The 15,445-nt window shown below is 71.6% G+C and carries 12 protein-coding genes and 2 pseudogenes; 2 read left to right on the top strand and 12 right to left on the bottom strand.

Going from position 1 to position 15,445, the window contains the following annotated elements; all coding sequences use genetic code 11:
* Nucleotides 1–6 precede the first annotated feature (6 nt).
* The 3 genes from FPZ41_RS12960 to FPZ41_RS12950 all read right to left on the bottom strand — a co-directional run bounded on the left by FPZ41_RS12960 (nucleotide 7) and on the right by FPZ41_RS12950 (nucleotide 4,574).
* A complete protein-coding gene (locus FPZ41_RS12960; protein ID WP_322620165.1) occupies nucleotides 7–1,263 on the bottom strand; it encodes an ABC transporter substrate-binding protein in 1,257 nt (418 codons plus the stop codon).
* A 110-nt stretch (nucleotides 1,264–1,373) separates the two neighbouring features.
* Nucleotides 1,374–3,200, bottom strand: a complete 1,827-nt coding sequence (locus FPZ41_RS12955; protein ID WP_152862187.1) for an AMP-dependent synthetase/ligase — start codon at nucleotides 3,198–3,200, stop codon at nucleotides 1,374–1,376.
* A gap of 501 nt (nucleotides 3,201–3,701) precedes the next feature.
* Entirely contained in the window at nucleotides 3,702–4,574 is an 873-nt protein-coding gene (locus FPZ41_RS12950) for a LysR substrate-binding domain-containing protein (RefSeq protein WP_152862185.1), read from the bottom strand.
* 153 nt (nucleotides 4,575–4,727) lie between these two features.
* Here FPZ41_RS12950 and FPZ41_RS12945 point away from each other — a divergent pair, with 153 nt between their 5' ends.
* Complete coding sequence (locus FPZ41_RS12945) at nucleotides 4,728–5,768, top strand: bile acid:sodium symporter family protein (protein WP_322620164.1); 1,041 nt, start codon at nucleotides 4,728–4,730, stop codon at nucleotides 5,766–5,768.
* On the opposite strand, the gene FPZ41_RS12940 is transcribed toward FPZ41_RS12945, so the two are convergent.
* Nucleotides 5,707–6,942 (bottom strand): hypothetical protein, encoded by a 1,236-nt coding sequence (locus FPZ41_RS12940; RefSeq protein WP_322620163.1) that lies wholly within the window; start codon nucleotides 6,940–6,942, stop codon nucleotides 5,707–5,709. The two genes, FPZ41_RS12945 and FPZ41_RS12940, sit on opposite strands and share 62 nt — an antisense overlap.
* Nucleotides 6,943–6,952: 10 nt before the next feature.
* Nucleotides 6,953–8,878: a sialidase family protein gene (locus tag FPZ41_RS12935; RefSeq protein WP_152862183.1), complete on the bottom strand. Its 1,926-nt coding sequence runs from the start codon at nucleotides 8,876–8,878 to the stop codon at nucleotides 6,953–6,955.
* Between the two features lie 309 nt (nucleotides 8,879–9,187).
* Between FPZ41_RS12935 and FPZ41_RS12930 the strand changes: the two genes are divergently transcribed.
* On the top strand, nucleotides 9,188–9,739 hold the full coding sequence (locus FPZ41_RS12930) for an isochorismatase family protein (RefSeq protein ID WP_152862181.1): 552 nt from the start codon (nucleotides 9,188–9,190) through the stop codon (nucleotides 9,737–9,739).
* Between the two features lie 75 nt (nucleotides 9,740–9,814).
* On the opposite strand, the gene fdhD is transcribed toward FPZ41_RS12930, so the two are convergent.
* The 7 genes and pseudogenes from fdhD to FPZ41_RS12895 all read right to left on the bottom strand — a co-directional run bounded on the left by fdhD (nucleotide 9,815) and on the right by FPZ41_RS12895 (nucleotide 15,345).
* The gene (gene fdhD, locus FPZ41_RS12925; protein ID WP_152862179.1) at nucleotides 9,815–10,687 is read right to left on the bottom strand and encodes a formate dehydrogenase accessory sulfurtransferase FdhD; all 873 of its coding nucleotides are present in this window, start codon (nucleotides 10,685–10,687) and stop codon (nucleotides 9,815–9,817) included.
* A gap of 16 nt (nucleotides 10,688–10,703) precedes the next feature.
* Nucleotides 10,704–11,394 (bottom strand): annotated as a pseudogene (locus FPZ41_RS12920) (2Fe-2S iron-sulfur cluster-binding protein).
* Nucleotides 11,395–11,403: 9 nt separating this feature from the next.
* Nucleotides 11,404–11,555: pseudogene (locus FPZ41_RS12915) on the bottom strand (NADH-ubiquinone oxidoreductase-F iron-sulfur binding region domain-containing protein); the annotation flags it as partial.
* Between the two features lie 26 nt (nucleotides 11,556–11,581).
* The gene (locus FPZ41_RS12910; RefSeq protein ID WP_152862177.1) at nucleotides 11,582–12,361 is read right to left on the bottom strand and encodes a hypothetical protein; all 780 of its coding nucleotides are present in this window, start codon (nucleotides 12,359–12,361) and stop codon (nucleotides 11,582–11,584) included.
* Nucleotides 12,361–13,101 carry an SDR family NAD(P)-dependent oxidoreductase gene (locus FPZ41_RS12905; protein ID WP_152862175.1) on the bottom strand — a complete coding sequence of 247 codons (741 nt, stop codon included), beginning with the start codon at nucleotides 13,099–13,101 and terminating at the stop codon, nucleotides 12,361–12,363. The genes FPZ41_RS12910 and FPZ41_RS12905 overlap by 1 nt, the downstream gene beginning before the upstream one ends.
* A 134-nt stretch (nucleotides 13,102–13,235) precedes the next feature.
* A complete protein-coding gene (locus FPZ41_RS12900; RefSeq protein ID WP_152862173.1) occupies nucleotides 13,236–14,009 on the bottom strand; it encodes an SDR family NAD(P)-dependent oxidoreductase in 774 nt (257 codons plus the stop codon).
* Nucleotides 14,002–15,345, bottom strand: a complete 1,344-nt coding sequence (locus FPZ41_RS12895) for an MFS transporter (protein WP_152862171.1) — start codon at nucleotides 15,343–15,345, stop codon at nucleotides 14,002–14,004. Before FPZ41_RS12895 ends, FPZ41_RS12900 begins: the two co-directional genes overlap by 8 nt.
* Nucleotides 15,346–15,445 lie beyond the last annotated feature (100 nt).

Raw genomic sequence — 15,445 nt, 5'->3', positions numbered from 1 at the left:
CGGCCGCTACGTGAAGGGAATGGGCGAGTAGCACGTGAAGGGCGCCGACACCACGTACTTCCCGTCCTTCAGCCGGACCAGCGCCCCGCACCCGAACGACTCCTTCTGGCCCTTGGGCTCGGCCCGGTCGCCGACCAGCGTGCCGGTGTCGGAGAAGCCCTTCGCCGCCTTCTGGAAGGACTCCACGGTCAGGTTCCTGCCCGCCTTCGCGGCGATGGCGAGGAAGAGATCCGCGGACATGTATCCGGTCATCATGTGCATGTTGAGCTGCACGTCCTTCCCGGCCGCCTTCCGGATGTCCGCCCGGAACCTCCGCATGTCCGCGCTGTCCTGCTCGAACGGCTGGAACTGCGTCAGCACGTGCACCCCGTCCAGCGCCTTCTCGGTCGCGTCCTTGGTGAGCAGCGCCGGGTCGTAGTCGGTGGGATCGGAGAGCACGCCCCGGTAGCCGGTCCGCTTCACGGCGGTGAACAGGCCGATGTTGTACGGCGTCTGCATCACCGACACCACGGCGTCCGGGGCCTTCCCGCCGTCGCTGCGCAGGATCTCCTTCGTGTAGGCCGACCAGTCGCTCGGCACGGACCCCGCGGGGACGGCCGGCTTCGCGTACGTCACCTCGTAGCCCGCCGACAGGAAGCTCTGCTTGTAGGTGCGGATCGCGAACGTGCCGGCGTCGCTGTCGTTGGCGAGGATCGCGACCGACTTGCCCTCGGAGCCGCCCATCACGTTCTTCAGGCCCTCCGGCCAGGTCTGCGAGATGGTTCCGCCGGGGGTGGGGACCATGCAGCCGCCGAAGCCGTAGATGTAGCTCGGCCCGCAGAACGAGGGCAGTGTGCCCCAGCCGAAGGTCGGCACCTTCTGCTGCTGCAGGAAGTCGGCGCCGGAGAAGGTGGTGGAACTCATGGGCGCGACCGCGAACACCTGGTCCTGCTGGACGAGTTTGCGTGCGGCCGCGAGGTTCTTCGCCGGGTCCTGCCCGTCGTCCTCCGCGCCCAGGTAGTCGATGGACCGCCCGCCGACCCCGCCCTCGGCGTTGGCCCGGTCGAACCGCGCCCTCGCGCCGAGGTCCGTGTCCTTCTTCGAGTACCCCGTACTCGTGGTCATCGAGACGATCCCGCCGACCTTGACCGAGTCGTCGGTCACTCCGCGTACGGCTCCTGAGCCGGCCTTGCCGGAGCCCCCGCTGTTCGCGGCCGAGTTGCAGGAGGTGAGGAGCAACAGCGCGGCCACGGCGGCGGTGATGGCACGGATCGAACGCGACACGGTCGGCCCCCTTGCGTCGAGTGACCGAAAGCGTGCGGCAGATCTGACGGATCGTCAATAAGTGGCGCAGCGAGAACTGATGGACCGTCAGTAATCGCTGAAATTGGGGCTCACGCCCGGTACAGCGCCTCGACCTCCGCCGCATACGCGTTCTCGATCGCCTTCCGCTTCAGCTTCAGCGACGGCGTGAGCAGCCCGTGCTCCTCGGTGAACTGGTGGGCGAGTATCCGGAACGTGCGGATCGACTCGGCCTGTGACACCAGCGTGTTGGCCGCGACCACGGCCCGCCGCACCTCGGTCTCCAGGTCGGGGTCCCGTACCAGCTGGGCCGGAGTCATCTTCGGTTTGTCCCGCATCTGCAGCCAGTGCTCCACGGCCTCCCCGTCGAGCGTGACGAGGGCCGCGATGTACGGCCGGTCGTTGCCGACGACGATGCACTGGGCGACCAGCGGATGGTCCCGTACCCGCTCCTCCAGCAGCCCGGGCGAGACGCTCTTGCCGCCCGAGGTCACCAGGATCTCCTTCTTGCGCCCGGTGATGGTGAGGTAGCCGTCCTGGTCGAGCGAGCCGAGGTCACCGGTGGCCAGCCATCCGTCGTGCAGCGACTCGTCGGTGGCCTTGGGGTTGTTCAGGTACCCCTGGAAGACGTTGTCGCCGCGCAGCCAGATCTCGCCGTCGTCCGCGATGTGCACGGTCATGCCCGGGATGGGCTGCCCGACCGTGCCGTACCGGGTCCGCTCGGGCGGGTTGGCGGTCGCGGCCGCGGTGGACTCGGTGAGGCCGTAGCCCTCGTAGATGGAGACGCCCGCGCCCGCGAAGAACAGGCCGAGCCGCCGGTCCATCGCCGAGCCGCCCGACATCGCGTGCCGCACACGTCCGCCCATCGCGGCCCGGATCTTGGAGTAGACGAGCTTGTCGAAGATCTGGTGCTGTACGCGCAGGCCGGCCGAGGGGCCCGGTCCGGTGCCCCACGCCTTCGCCTCCATGGCGTCCGCGTAGTTCACGGCGATCTCGACGGCCTTCTCGAACGCGCCGGACCTGCCCTCCTTCTCGGCCTTGCGGCGCGCGGCGTTGAAGACCTTCTCGAAGATGTACGGCACGGCCAGGAAGAACGTCGGCCGGAAGGCGGCCAGATCGGGCAGCAGGGCCGCCGCGTTGAGCTGGGGCTGGTGGCCGAACTTGACCTTCCCGCGGATCCCGGCGACCTGCACCATGCGCCCGAAGACATGGGCGAGCGGCAGGAACAGCAGGGTCGCCGCCGCGTCGCCCTTCCTGGAGTGGAAGAGGGGCTCCCAGCGCTCGATGACGGTGTCCGCCTGGAACATGAAGTTCCCGTGGCTGATGACGCAGCCCTTGGGGCGGCCGGTGGTGCCGGACGTGTAGATGATCGTCGCGGTGGACTCGGGGGTGACCGCGCGCCGGTGCCGGTGCACCACGTCGTCGTCCAGGTGCGCGCCCGCCTCGTACAGCTCCTGTACGGCGCCGACGTCGAGCTGCCACAGCTTGTGCAGCGTCGGAAGCCGGTCGACGACCGTTGCGACCGTCATCGCGTGGTCCTCGTGCTCCACCATCACGGCCGACACCTGCGCGTCGTGCAGCATCCAGAAGACCTGCTCGGCGGAGGACGTGGGGTAGACCGGCACGACCTGGGCGCCGATGGACCACAGGGCGAAGTCGAAGAGAGTCCACTCGTAGCGCGTACGGCACATGATGGCGACCCGGTCGCCGAAACGTATCCCCTGTGAGAGGAGCCCCTTGGCGAGGGCGAGCACCTCGTCGCGGAACCCGGCGGAGGTGACGTCCCGCCACCGCCCCCGTTCGTCCTTGCGGCCGAGTGCCACGTACAGGGGGTCGTCCTGGGCGTACTCGTAGACGACGTCGGCCAGGCCGCCCACCGGCGGCGCCGACGCCAACGGAGGGTTGGTGAACTCGCGCAATCCCGCTCCTCGTGGCGCTCCCCACAGCGCCGTGAAAGCTACCCCACGTGCGGATGGGGCGGGAGGGGTGACGGAACGTGCCAATGGGGTGGCACCGGCCCCCTGTTGCCTGCGGAAATGCCCGCATATGGAGAGAGTCCGGACAGAACTCTCTGCGGTCAAGTAAGTTTCGAGCCCGTAATCTCCACCGAATCTGTACCGTGCGGTTACGGTGCGCGCCGACGCGGGCACAGAACCGGAAGGTCCTGTTCCGGGCGCGGGGCGTGACCGGTGTTGTGGCCGCTGAGGCCGGGTCACGCCGCTTCGGTTCCCGGCCCCAGCGGCGGTCTGTCGCGCGGCTCGGCGACTTCCTCCGCCGGTGCGTGCTTCCGGACGACGGCCTGCGTGGTCCGTGGGGCACGCCCCAACACCTGTCCCAGCGCACCGGCCGCCGCGACCGTCACACCCCCCGTCATCGGGGCCGTGGCCGGCCCGCAAGTGACGGCCGCCCGCCCCCGATGGTCAGCCCCGTCGCCCCCGGTGCAGCCGGTCCCCGCCGGACAGGATCGCCGCCGCGAGCGCGTCCGCGGCGCCCCGTTCCGCGCCGTGCCGCCGCCCGTGGACGATGACGAAGTCGACCTCGCCCAGTTCGGGCAGGCCGGCCCGGTCGGGCACCCGGACCAGGCCCGGGGGCACCAGCCCCTGCGAGTGCGCCATCACGCCGAGGCCCGCGCGGGCCGCCGCGATCAGCCCGTTGAGGCTGCCGCTGGTGCACGCGATGCGCCAGGCGCGGCCCTCGCGCTCCAGCGCCTCCAGGGCCAGCGCCCGGGTGATCCCCGGCGGCGGGTACACGATGAGCGGCACAGGTCGGTCGGGGTCGAGACGCAGCCGCTCCGCGCCGATCCAGACCAGGCGGTCGTGCCAGACCAGTTCACCGCGCGGGTCCTGCGGTCGCCGTTTGGCCAGCACCAGGTCGAGCTTGCCCGCAGCGAGTTGCTCGTGCAGGGTCCCCGACAGCTCCACCGTCAGCTCCAGATCCACCTCGGGGTGGTCGCTGCGGAAGCGCTCCAGGATCTCCGGGAGCCGGGTCAGTACGAAGTCCTCGGAGGCCCCGAAGCGCAGGCGTCCGCGCAGCCGGGTACCCGTGAAGAACGCCGTCGCCTGCTCGTGCACGTCCAGGAGCCGGCGCGCGAAACCGAGCATCGCCTCGCCGTCCTCCGTCAGCTCCACGGAGTGGGTGTCCCGCGAGAACAGCTGCCGCCCGGTGGCGTCCTCCAGCCGGCGCACATGCTGGCTGACCGTGGACTGGCGCAGCCCGAGCCGACGGGCGGCCTGCGTGAAGCTCAGCGTCTGGGCCACCGCGAGGAACGTGCGCAGATGGGAGGGGTCGTACATGGCGCCAGCCTAGCGTGGTCATCACGAAAAACGATGACAGTCAGAGTGGTATGCCGGATTCCCGATCGACGTGATCAGGAGGAACATGGAGAGGGCACGATCCAAGCCCCGAGATGACCCCCGAGACGATCAGAACCAAGCAAGTGGAGCACCGTGAAACGCCTGCAGTTGCCCAGTTGGCTGCCGATCGACCCGTACATCCTGCTGTTGCTGGGGACGGTGGGTGTCGCCGCCCTCCTCCCGGCTCGGGGTACGGCCGCCGACGTCGCCTCGGGGGCGTCCACGGCCGCGATCGCCTTCCTGTTCTTCCTCTACGGCGCCCGGCTCTCCACCCGTGACGCGCTCAACGGGCTCAAGCACTGGCGGCTGCACGTCGCCGTCCTCGCCTGCACCTTCGTGATCTTCCCGCTGCTCGGCCTCGCCGCCCGCGCGCTCGAACCGGTGTTCCTGACGCACTCCCTCTACACCGGTCTCCTCTTCCTCACCCTGGTGCCGTCGACCATCCAGTCGTCGATCGCGTTCACCTCGATGGCGCGCGGCAACGTGCCCGCCGCGATCTGCGCGGGCTCCTTCTCCTCCCTCGCCGGCATCGTCATCACCCCGCTGCTCGCGGCGAGCCTGCTCGGCAGCAGCGCGGGCGGGTTCTCCACGGACTCGCTCGTCGAGATCGTGCTGCAACTGCTGGTGCCGTTCGTCGCCGGGCAGATCGCGCGCCGCTGGATCGGCGGTTTCGTCATCCGGCAACGGAAGGTCCTGGGCCTCGTCGACCGCGGCTCCATCCTCCTGGTCGTCTACGTCGCGTTCAGCGAGGGCATGGTGCAGGGCATCTGGCACCAGGTCAGCCCCGCCCGGCTCGGTGGCCTGCTGGTCGTCGAGGCCGTGCTGCTCGCGGTGATGCTGGCGCTCACCTGGTACGGCGGGAAGGCGCTGCGGTTCAGCCGTGAGGACCGCATCGCCATCCAGTTCGCGGGCTCGAAGAAGTCCCTCGCCTCCGGGCTGCCCATGGCGAGCGTGCTCTTCGGCGCTCAGGCGTCCCTCGCCGTGCTGCCGCTGATGCTCTTCCACCAGATGCAGCTCATGGTGTGCGCGGTCATCGCCAAGCGTCGCTCCCACGACCCGGTGGAGCCGGAGCTCACCCCGGAGCCAGACGAAGCGATACGAACCGCGGTCGGTACAGGGACACGTTCCGGCTGAGGTTCGCCTGCGCCGACGTGGCGTTCGCGGTCAGCCAGTTCACGTCGTAGCTGAGCACGAGCCGGCTGCCACCGCCGCTGAGCGCCTCGTGCGCCTGCGGGTTGTACGCCGCCACGTCCCCGGCGGGCAGAGGTGGGCTGAAGCCCTTCCCGGGGCCGTGCCAGGGCCCGGTGGGCGAGCAGGACCAGTACGAGGTGACCCTGGTCAGGCCCCGGGTTCCCGCGGCCATCGTGAACAGCACGTACGTACGGCCGTCGCGGACCACCGTGAACGCGCTGCCCACACCCCGGCGCCGTCCGTCCCCGAGCACCGGCTCCGGCCGGCCGCGCACCGCCCACCGGCCGCCGTCCCAGTACTCCCACGCGCCGGGCTCCCCGAGCCTGCCGCGCGGCACCCGGGCGACGTACGCCTGGGACACCGGGCGGGAGACGGCCTGCGCGTCGTTCCCGCCGAAGATGTACGTCCAGTCGCCCGCGTCGACGGCCGTCGTCCCGAACAGCACCCGCCGGGCCGGGTCGGCGACCGACCGCTGGTCCAGAACCGTCGTGATGCCCTCAAGGCGGAGGCCGGGCAGCGAGAGCGTGGCGACCTCGGTGGCCGTGGGAACGCCGTAGATCCACGGGGCCTGCCCCGCCGCACGGGTCCACAGCAGAACCCTCACCACCTGCTCCGAGGAGCCGGGAGAGCGCGGTTCGACGCGCGCCGCGACCGGCCAGCGCCACTGCTGCGGGCCCGGGTCCGGGAAGACCGGGGCGGGCAGCGTGGACAGCAGCCGGCCCGTCCGGGACATCACCACCGCCGAGTTGCGCACCAGCGGCGCCGAGGTGTCCCGCCACGCGGCGGACTCGCCGACCGGGTTGGGCGGCCCGTGCACCCGGCCGAGATACGTGTCCGAGAACAGCCACAGCACGCGCCCGTCCGGCAGCCGCACCGAGTGGGTGCCGTCGCCGCCGGTCCAGTCGTCGGTGCGTGTGCCGTCGTCCCCGTACCGCGCGAACTCGCCCGTGAGCGCGCCGTCCGCGCTCCAGGTCCGGACCGTGCGGGCCGCGCACGTGCCGCCGCCCTCCCGGTCGTCCGGGAGGGCGGTGAGCAGCACGGCGGCGAGGACCAGCGCCAGGAGGAGCCCCAGCCCGGTCCCCGTCCGCCGTCGTGCTCGTGCGTCGTCGTCGGGCACGGACGGGACGTTAGTGGTCCTCGCGCACCCGGTCCATGGGCAGCCACAGGATCGAGTCGCGGGCCGTCGTGCTTGTACCGCCGGCCGCGGACCGCTTCCGCAGACCGGTCAGCTCCTCGTCACCGAGTGCCCGGTCGTAGACGCGCACGTCGTCGATCGCTCCGTTGAAGAACGCCCGGCTGTCCAGCTTCTGCCCTATGTGCACTCCGAAGGGCGAGTTCCGGCTGACCGACCCGGGTACGTCCGCCGTCCCGACCGCCGTCCCGTCGATGAACAGCGTGAGCTGCCCTCCGCCGCGCCGCAGCGCGAGATGGTGCCACTGGCCGTCGTTGTAGGCACCGGTCGTGCGCACGGACGCCGACCTGGGCGGGGAGGACCCCTCCCGCACGGTGATCAGGCCCTGTATGCGATCCGACGCGGGCTCGCCGCGCAGCCACACCTGGGGCTGCGTCGTCCCGACACCGCCCATCCACAGCAGCGGCTGCTCACCGGTCGTGGCCGAGTAGCGGAACCACAGGGACGCGGTGAAGTCCTTCGTCCCGAGCGGGAGCCGCGGGCTGTACGGCAGCCGTACGGCGTCGTCGGTGCCGTCGAACTCGATCGCGCCGCCGAACACACCGTCCGTCGCGCGGGCCCCGCCGAGCACGAGCGCGGGCCTGCCGCCGGTCGCCCGGTCGGCCGTGGTCGGGTCCGGGCCGCGGCGCGACTGCAGCCAGCTCTCGGTGAAGCGGGCGAAGCGGATCTCGTCGCGGGCGTCGACGGCACCGCCCTCGTACATCAGCCCCACGGTGTCCTTGCCGATCTGCACCATGTCGGAGTAACCGGACCAGTCCGTGGTGACGACCGTGCCGCGGTCCACGCTGTCCCAGGTGCGACCGCCGTCGTAGGAGGAACGGACCATCATCGTCCGCCGGCGGTCCGGGTCGCCGGGGCAGGCGATCAGCAGCCGGTTTCCGAGGCGGAGCGAGGAGCCCTGCACCTGCGGCGTGTAGAAGTCGGGGAGGGTCCGGAAGGGGGAGTCGAAGCTGTCGCCGCCGTCGCGGCTGACGGTCTGGGTGCGATGGCCGAGGTCGGTCCCGTCCTGTTCGCGCCCGCTGACGAAGATCGAACCGTCCTGGCGTTCGGTGATCGTCAGCTCGGAGGGCTTCTGACGGAACGTGCCGTCGTCCGCGATCGGATACGAGTCCGTGGCGCCGATCCGCCAGTTCTCGCCGCCGTCGTCGCTGACGATGAGCGCGGCGTGGTTGGCGGTGACGCGGGTGCCGCCCCAGGTCTCGGCGTTGACGCCGAAGACGAGCCGGCCGGCGTGCTTGCCGCGGCTGAGCTGGATGCCGTGCACCGGCCCGGTGGCGTACCAGGAGTTCCAGTGCGGCGGCAGGATCTCCGCGCTCAGGTCACGCGGCTGTGACCAGGTGAGACCGTCGTCGTCGCTGTGCTGGAGGTGCGGGGTGCGGTCGCAGGGCACCTGGCAGCTCCCGCTGTCCGTACGGCCCGTGTTGTACGTCTCGGCGAGGACGATACGGCCGGTCTCGCGGTCCACGATCGGCGCGGGGTTGCCGTGTGTGTCGCCCGCGCCCTCGTTGACGACCTGGAGCGGGCCCCAGGTGCGGCCCCCGTCGGTGGAACGCTTGACCACGATGTCGATGTCGGCCGCGTCTCCGCAGTTCAGCACGCGGCCCTCGGCGAACGCCAGGAGCGTGCCCTTCGTGGTCCTCACGATCGCCGGGATCCGGAAGCAGGCGTAGCCGGGGTCCTGCGAGGCCTTGAAGAGGATCTGCTGGCTGAACTGCCCTGTCGCGGGCTCCGCGTCGGCTGCCGCCGTCGTCGGTTCGGCGCCGGCTGGGCCGGGCGACACGAGTAACGCGGCCACGGCGAGAACCGCGGTGAGCGCGGCGGTGACGAGTGATCTGAGACGTGCACGGTGACTTGACGGCATGGCGCGGCCCGCCCTTCATGCGTCTAGACAAACAGGACATCGGACATCCCACGTCCAACGTGCAGGGTCACAGACGCTACTTCGCGCCCAAGTGCCTCACAAGGGGTGCGGGGCCAAGCCGGTGACGAAGGGTCAGCGCCGCCGCCCCGCCCTTGGGTCCCGCCCCTGCCCTTCCATCCCCAGGGGCTCCGCCCCTCGGGGACGCGCATGGGGGACGGGGGCGCGCGTCGCGTGGCGAGCGCGAGCAGTTCACGGGCTTGTTGACATGGATTTCCGGTACGGACGGCTGCCGCGGGCTAACGTTCCGTCATGACCGCACCGGACACCGAATCCCACCCCGCCCTGGACCCGTCCCGCACGGCCCTCGTGCTCGTCGACCTGATGGACCGCATCGTCGGCCTGCCCCTGGAACCCCGCAAGGGAACCGACGTCCTCGTCGCCGCGGAAGAGCTGGCGAGCTCCTTCCGCTCCGCCGGCGCCCCCGTCGTGCTCATCCGCGTCGAACGCTCCGGCGCCGTCGAGCAGCCACCCGGCAGCGGTCTGGTCGCCGGCCTCGCCCGGGGCGGCGACCTGGAGATCGTGAAGCGGACCATCGGCGGCTTCCAGGGCACCGCCCTCGACGAGCGGCTGCGCGAGCGCGGCATCACCACGCTCGTCTTCGGCGGCATCGCCACGAACCTCGGCGTGGAGTCGACCGCGCGCGCCGCCGGTGACCTCGGCTACGACCTCGTCTTCGTGGAGGACGCGATGGCCGCGCTCACGGCCGCCGAGCACGACGCGTCGGTGCGGCTGGACTTCCCCCGGCTCGGCACCGTCGTCACGGCGCGCGACGTGCACTTCACAGACGTGCGCTTCACCTAGGGCTGAGGCGGGGCCCCTGCGGCGCAGGGGCGCTCCCCGCCGGTCGGGCCCCGCCGCCGTGTCGCGGGGAGCCGGTCAGCCCTGGGCGGCCGCGGCCCGCAGGGCGATACGGTCCTCGCCCGCGTACACGTTCATGGAGGCGCCCCGAAGGAAGCCGACGAGCGTCAGGCCCGACTCCAGCGCCAGGTCGACCGCCAGCGACGACGGGGCCGACACCGCCGCCAGCACGGGAATGCCCGCCATCACCGCCTTCTGCGCGAGCTCGAAGGAGGCGCGGCCCGACACCAGCAGGACCGCGCGGGACAACGGCAGCGCGCCGTTCTGCAGCGCACGCCCCACCAGCTTGTCCACCGCGTTGTGGCGGCCCACGTCCTCCCGTATGTCGAGGAGCTCGCCGTCCTCACTGAACAGGGCCGCCGCGTGCAGGCCCCCGGTCCGGTCGAAGACCCGCTGGGCCGCGCGCAGCCGGTCGGGGAGCTGCGCGAGCAGCGCGGGATCGAGACGGACCGGGGGAGCCTCACCGCCGTGCGCGTCGTGCGTGTCGTCGATCGGCCAGCGGGCCGTCGTACGGACCGCGTCCAGGCTCGCCTTTCCGCACAGCCCGCAGGACGACGTCGTGTACACGTTGCGTTCGAGCGTGATGTCCGGGATGACGACGCCCGGAGCGGTCTTCACGTCCACGATGTTGTACGTGTTCGAACCGTCCACCATGGCGCCCGCGCAGTACACGATGTTCTGTAGTTCGTCCGCCGTGCCCAGCACCCCCTCGCTCACCAGGAAGCCCGCCGCCAGCGCGAAGTCGTCGCCCGGGGTGCGCATGGTGATCGCGAGGGGCTTGCCGTTGAGCCGGATCTCCAGGGGTTCCTCGGCGACGAGCGTGTCCGGGCGGGCGGAGACCGCGCCGTCCCGGATGCGGATCACCTTGCGTCGTTCCGTGACTCGTCCCATGTCCCCTCAGTCCCGATCAGTCCCGGTTCCGTACGTGCTGGTGGCCGAAGCGGCCCTTGATGCAGAGGTTGCCGTGGGTCACCGGGTTGTCGTGCGGCGAGGTGACCTTCACGATCTCATTGTCCTGCACGTGCAGGGTGAGATTGCAGCCCACTCCGCAGTACGCGCACACCGTCGTCGTCTCCGTCTGCGCGGACTCGTCCCAGGTACCGACCGCGCGCATGTCGAACTCCGACTTGAAGGAGAGCGCGCCCATCGGGCACACCTCGATGCAGTTCCCGCAGTACACGCACGCCGAGTCGGTGAGCGGCGCGTCGTGCTCGACGGCGATCCGGGCGTCGTAGCCGCGCCCGGCGACGGAGATCGCGAACGTGTTCTGCCACTGGTCGCCGCACGCGTCCACGCACTTGTAGAAGAGGATGCTTGCGGCTGTGCCGGGCGCGCTCGGTGTCGGTACGGACCTCCATGCCGGGCTCGGCCTTGCGGGAACAGGCCGGGACGAGGGTCCTGGAGCCCTCGACCTCGACCACACAGACCCGCCAGGCGTTCTTGGGGGTGAGGGTGTCGCCCTGGCAGAGGGTCGGGACGTCCTTGCCCGCGACCCGGCAGGCGTCGAGGATCGTCGGGCCCTCGGGGGCGCGCACCGGCTCCCCGTCGATGGTGAATTCCAGGAGGCGACGCGGCACTCCGAGCGGTATCACGGTCATTCGTACGCCCCCAGACCGGTCGATGGCGGATTCCGCGGCGTTCCACGCGGTCTGCCCGAGACCGCAGATCGAGGCGTTCCGCATGGCGCGGCCCACCTTGCGCAGCAGGGCGATGTCGTCGGCCGCGGCCGCCCCGTGCGCTCGGCGATCCGGTGCAGCGCCGCTGGAGGGCATCACCGACGACCGGTCACCGCCGCGATGTCACGGCACGGCGCGGTATGGCACGGCATGGCACGGCGCGGACCACCCATCCCGCGCGCACCTCGACGTCCAGCCCGGCGTCGGCGGTGAGGGGCACCCGCACCGTGAGCGCCGCGTCGTCGAACCGGCCCTCCTGGCGCGCCCATTCCACCCATACGACGAGATCGGCGGCCGAGTCCGGGGCGCTCCGGGAGCACAGGGGCACGGCCGGGGCGCCCCACGGGGCCGTCACGCCGGTGAGCCCGGCGAGGTAATGGCGCGTGGCGTGCGGGCCGTCGGCCAGTGCCTTCAGGGCCGCTCTGGCCTCGGCCTCGGTTCCCACGGTCCAGGTGTCCGCGGTTCCCGGGGTCGGGGTGACCGCCGTCGGCGCTTCCGTCGGTCCGGTTCGCAGAGGGGTACCGGCCGGGCCCTCCGTGTCGGCCGTACGGTCCGGGATCAGGGCGACGACGACACCCCGGCGGTGGTCGGGGCCGGGCAGGGTGAGCCGGCCGGAGGCGGCGTCGGGGCCGGTCGCGGCCTCGCTGCCGGCCGGCCGCCCGGTGTCGGCCCGTACCCGGGCGACGAGTTCGGTGAGGGTGTCGCAGACGGCGAGTGCCCCGGTGACACCGAGCACCGACCAGCCGCCGGGGCGCACCGCGATGCGCCCCGCCCGGCGGCCCGCGAGCCGCGTCACGGCCGTCGCCACGGCGGAGCGTGCGGCGACCTCGGCGGTGAGCGGCCGGGCCCAGTCGCCGAGGGCCTGTGTGCCGCCGCACGCCCCGCACATCAGGGCATCACGTCCCCGGAGTTGGGGCCGAGGGTCTGGCCGGTGTAGAGGTTGCCGCCCGGATCGGAGGCGAGGAGGACAGCCGTCGGGGCGATCTCCTCGGGCCGGCCGAAGCGCCCGAGCGGCAACTCCGCGCGTTTGGCGTCCTTCCACTCCTCGGTGATGCCGTCCACCATCGGCGTCTCGACCGGCCCCGGGGCGATGGCGTTGACGAGGATGCCGTGCGGAGCCGCTTCCAGGGCGAGGGACTTGGTGAAGCCGATCACCCCGGCCTTGGCCGCGGAGTAGTGGGCGAGCCCGGTTCCGCCCTTGATGCCGAGCTGCGACGCGATGTTGATGATGCGGCCGGAGCCGCGTGCGGTCATGCCGGGCAGCACGGCGCGGCAGCACAGGAACACCCCGGTGAGGTCCACCGCGAGAGTCTGCGCCCAGGTCGCGAGGGACATCTCGGCGACGGGCGCCTCGGTGAGGATGCCCGCGGAGTTGACCAGGATGTCGATCCCGCCGCCGAGCCGGGCCTCGGCATCGGCCACGGCGGCGGCGACGGACGCCTCCTCGGTGATGTCCACGCGGACGGCGCCGACGGCCCCGACGGAGCGGGCCGTGGCAGCGGCGCGGTCGCCGTCGTGGTCGGCGAGCACCACTCGGGCTCCTTCCGCGACGAACGCCGTCGCGATGGCGGCGCCGATGCCGCCCGCCGCCCCGACCACCAGCGCGGTGCGGTCCTTCAGTACCTGCATGGCCTTCTCTGCCCCTCTCACGGTTCTCACAGCTCTCGTGCTTCTCACGGTCGACTTCCCGGTCGGTCGCGGTGCCCCGGGACGCCCGGTTCCCGGATCGCCCCGGTTCCCGGTCGTCCCGGCTCTCGAGTCACTCAGGCGGGCATGCGCACGGTGAGTCCGCCGTCGACGACGATCTCCTGGCCGGTGAGGTACGAGGCTTCGGGCGAGGTGAGGAAACGGATCACCTCGGCGATCTCCTCGGGGCGCCCGGCGCGGCCGAGCGGGATGTCCCGGCCCGCGCGCTCCAGCCCGTCCGGGCCCAGGGAGTTGACCGGGTCGAGGGACTGTGGGGTCACCACATAGCCCGGGACCACGGTGTTGACGCGGATGCCGCGCGGCGCGAGTTCGACGGCGAGGCTGCGCACCAGCCCGAACACCCCCGCCTTCGCGGCACCGTAGTGGGCGTGTTCTCCCCAGCCGTACACCCCGCCCGCGATGGAGGACACGGCGACCAGGGCGCCCGGCCCGGTCATGGCCCCGACCGCCGAGCGGAACGTGCGCAGGACGCCGGTGAGGTCGACCTGGAGCAGGTCGTCCCAGGCGGTGTCGTCGAGGTCGGCGAGCGCGGCCCGGCGCAGGATCCCGGCGCCCGCGACCGCGATGTCCAGCCGCCCCCACTCGTCCAGGGCCCGCTGTGCGAAGGCGTCGGTCTGGGCCGAGGACCGTACGTCGAGTTCGTGGACGACACAGGTGCCGCCCGCGGTCTCCACGGCCCGTACGGTCTCCCGCGGGTCGTGCGGGTCCCCGGGGTAGCTGCCGACGACCGTACGGATGCCGTGGCGTGCGTAGGTCACGGCCAGGGAGGCTCCGATGCCGCTGGCGGCACCGGTGATGACGGCGACGGGGCGCTGGTCGTGGTCAGCCATGGAGGGTCTCCACCTTGCGTGCGGCGAACATGACGAGCCCGGACAGGGAGGTGCCGATCGCGCCGACCAGGAGCGCCGCGGTGTTCCAGCCGGTCCCGGAGGCGAGCAGCGCGGTCACGATGAGTCCGGCGACGATGGCACCGGGCTGCGAGAGGGCGTTGAGGAAGGCGGTGCCCGTGGCCCGGCAGCCGGTGTCGTAGCACTCGCCCATGTAGAAGAGCAGCGCCGCGTACGGGCCGACCAGGAAGAACATGCCGAGGGAGTAGAGGGCGACGACCGCGAAGGTGCCGTGGGCGACGGTGAGGGTGAGGGTGAAGAAGATCCCGGAGACGATCCAGCCGAAGCCGATGACGTTGCGGCGGCCGACGCGGTCGCCGATCCAGCCGTGGAAGACATAGCCGAGGTATCCCACGGCGTTGATCACGATCAGCATCACCAGGGACCCGGTGAAGCTGACGTGCTTGCCCTCCGTGAGGACCGTGGTGCCGAGGACACTGAAGACCTGGATGCCGAACCAGTTGACGATCCACGCGAGTCCGAGGACCAGGGTGTTGCGCAGCGCGGTGCCGCGGAAGATAGCCGCGAGCGGGGCCTTGGGCTGCTCCTCGACGCCGTAGGAGCGGGCGAGGGCGGCCGCCTCGTCGGTGCGGCCCTCCTTGCGCAGCGCGCGCAGCCTCAGTTCCAGTTCGAACTGCGGGGATTCCTTGAGGCCGCGCCGGGTCAGGGCGATGACCGCGGCGGGGAAGACGGCGAGGAGGAAACAGCCGCGCCAGCCGACCAGCGGAAGGAAGACGGCGACGAAGGCGGCGGCGAGGAGCACACCGAGTGGCCAGCCGCCCTGCACCAGGCTGTAGACGAACCCGCGGCGCTTCTTGATCTTCTCGTCCTCGGTGACGGCGTAGATCTCGTTGAGGTAGGTGGCGTTGACGGCCTGTTCGGACAGTCCGAGGCCGCCGAGCGCACGGACCCCGACCAGGTATCCGGCGCCGGGGGTGACGGCGGTCGCCGCGGAGGCGAGGGCGGTGCCGGCGACGGTGAGGATCATGCCTTTGCGGCGCCCGATGCGGTCGACGAGAGGGCCGACGCCGAGCGCGACGATCGCCGTACCGACGGATATGAGGGTGGACACGAACGAGGCGGTGGCCGAGTCCCAGCCGAAGTGGGTGGACATCTCCGGCAGCAGCGTGCCGAAGAGGATGTAGTCGTAGACGGCGAAGAGCCAGGCCAGGAAGGCGATGACGGTGGCCTTGCGGGTGGCGCGGACACCGACTCCGGGGAAGGAGCGGGTGGGGCCGGTGACAGTGCCGGCCGCCGTGCCGGGGGTTGCAGCGGACATCGGAAAGCACCCTTCTACGGGAGCGGTTCGGGTCTGGGCGAGAACGGGAGCGGGTGCGGGCACGCGGACCCGACGGGGTCCGGAACGGGTGCGTGCCGGG

This window comes from Streptomyces acidicola (assembly GCF_009377235.1).
In the GTDB taxonomy this organism is placed as follows: domain Bacteria; phylum Actinomycetota; class Actinomycetes; order Streptomycetales; family Streptomycetaceae; genus Streptomyces; species Streptomyces acidicola.
This window is presented reverse-complemented; position numbering and strand designations above follow the sequence as displayed.

Coding starts and splice junctions, on each gene's coding strand:
- FPZ41_RS12950 (WP_152862185.1), bottom strand. CDS start 4,574: ATGTACGACCCCTCCCATCTGCGCACGTTCCTCGCGGTGGCCCAGACG.
- FPZ41_RS12935 (WP_152862183.1), bottom strand. CDS start 8,878: ATGCCGTCAAGTCACCGTGCACGTCTCAGATCACTCGTCACCGCCGCG.
- FPZ41_RS12930 (WP_152862181.1), top strand. CDS start 9,188: ATGACCGCACCGGACACCGAATCCCACCCCGCCCTGGACCCGTCCCGC.
- fdhD (WP_152862179.1), bottom strand. CDS start 10,687: ATGGGACGAGTCACGGAACGACGCAAGGTGATCCGCATCCGGGACGGC.
- FPZ41_RS12910 (WP_152862177.1), bottom strand. CDS start 12,361: ATGTGCGGGGCGTGCGGCGGCACACAGGCCCTCGGCGACTGGGCCCGG.
- FPZ41_RS12905 (WP_152862175.1), bottom strand. CDS start 13,101: ATGCAGGTACTGAAGGACCGCACCGCGCTGGTGGTCGGGGCGGCGGGC.
- FPZ41_RS12900 (WP_152862173.1), bottom strand. CDS start 14,009: ATGGCTGACCACGACCAGCGCCCCGTCGCCGTCATCACCGGTGCCGCC.
- FPZ41_RS12895 (WP_152862171.1), bottom strand. CDS start 15,345: ATGTCCGCTGCAACCCCCGGCACGGCGGCCGGCACTGTCACCGGCCCC.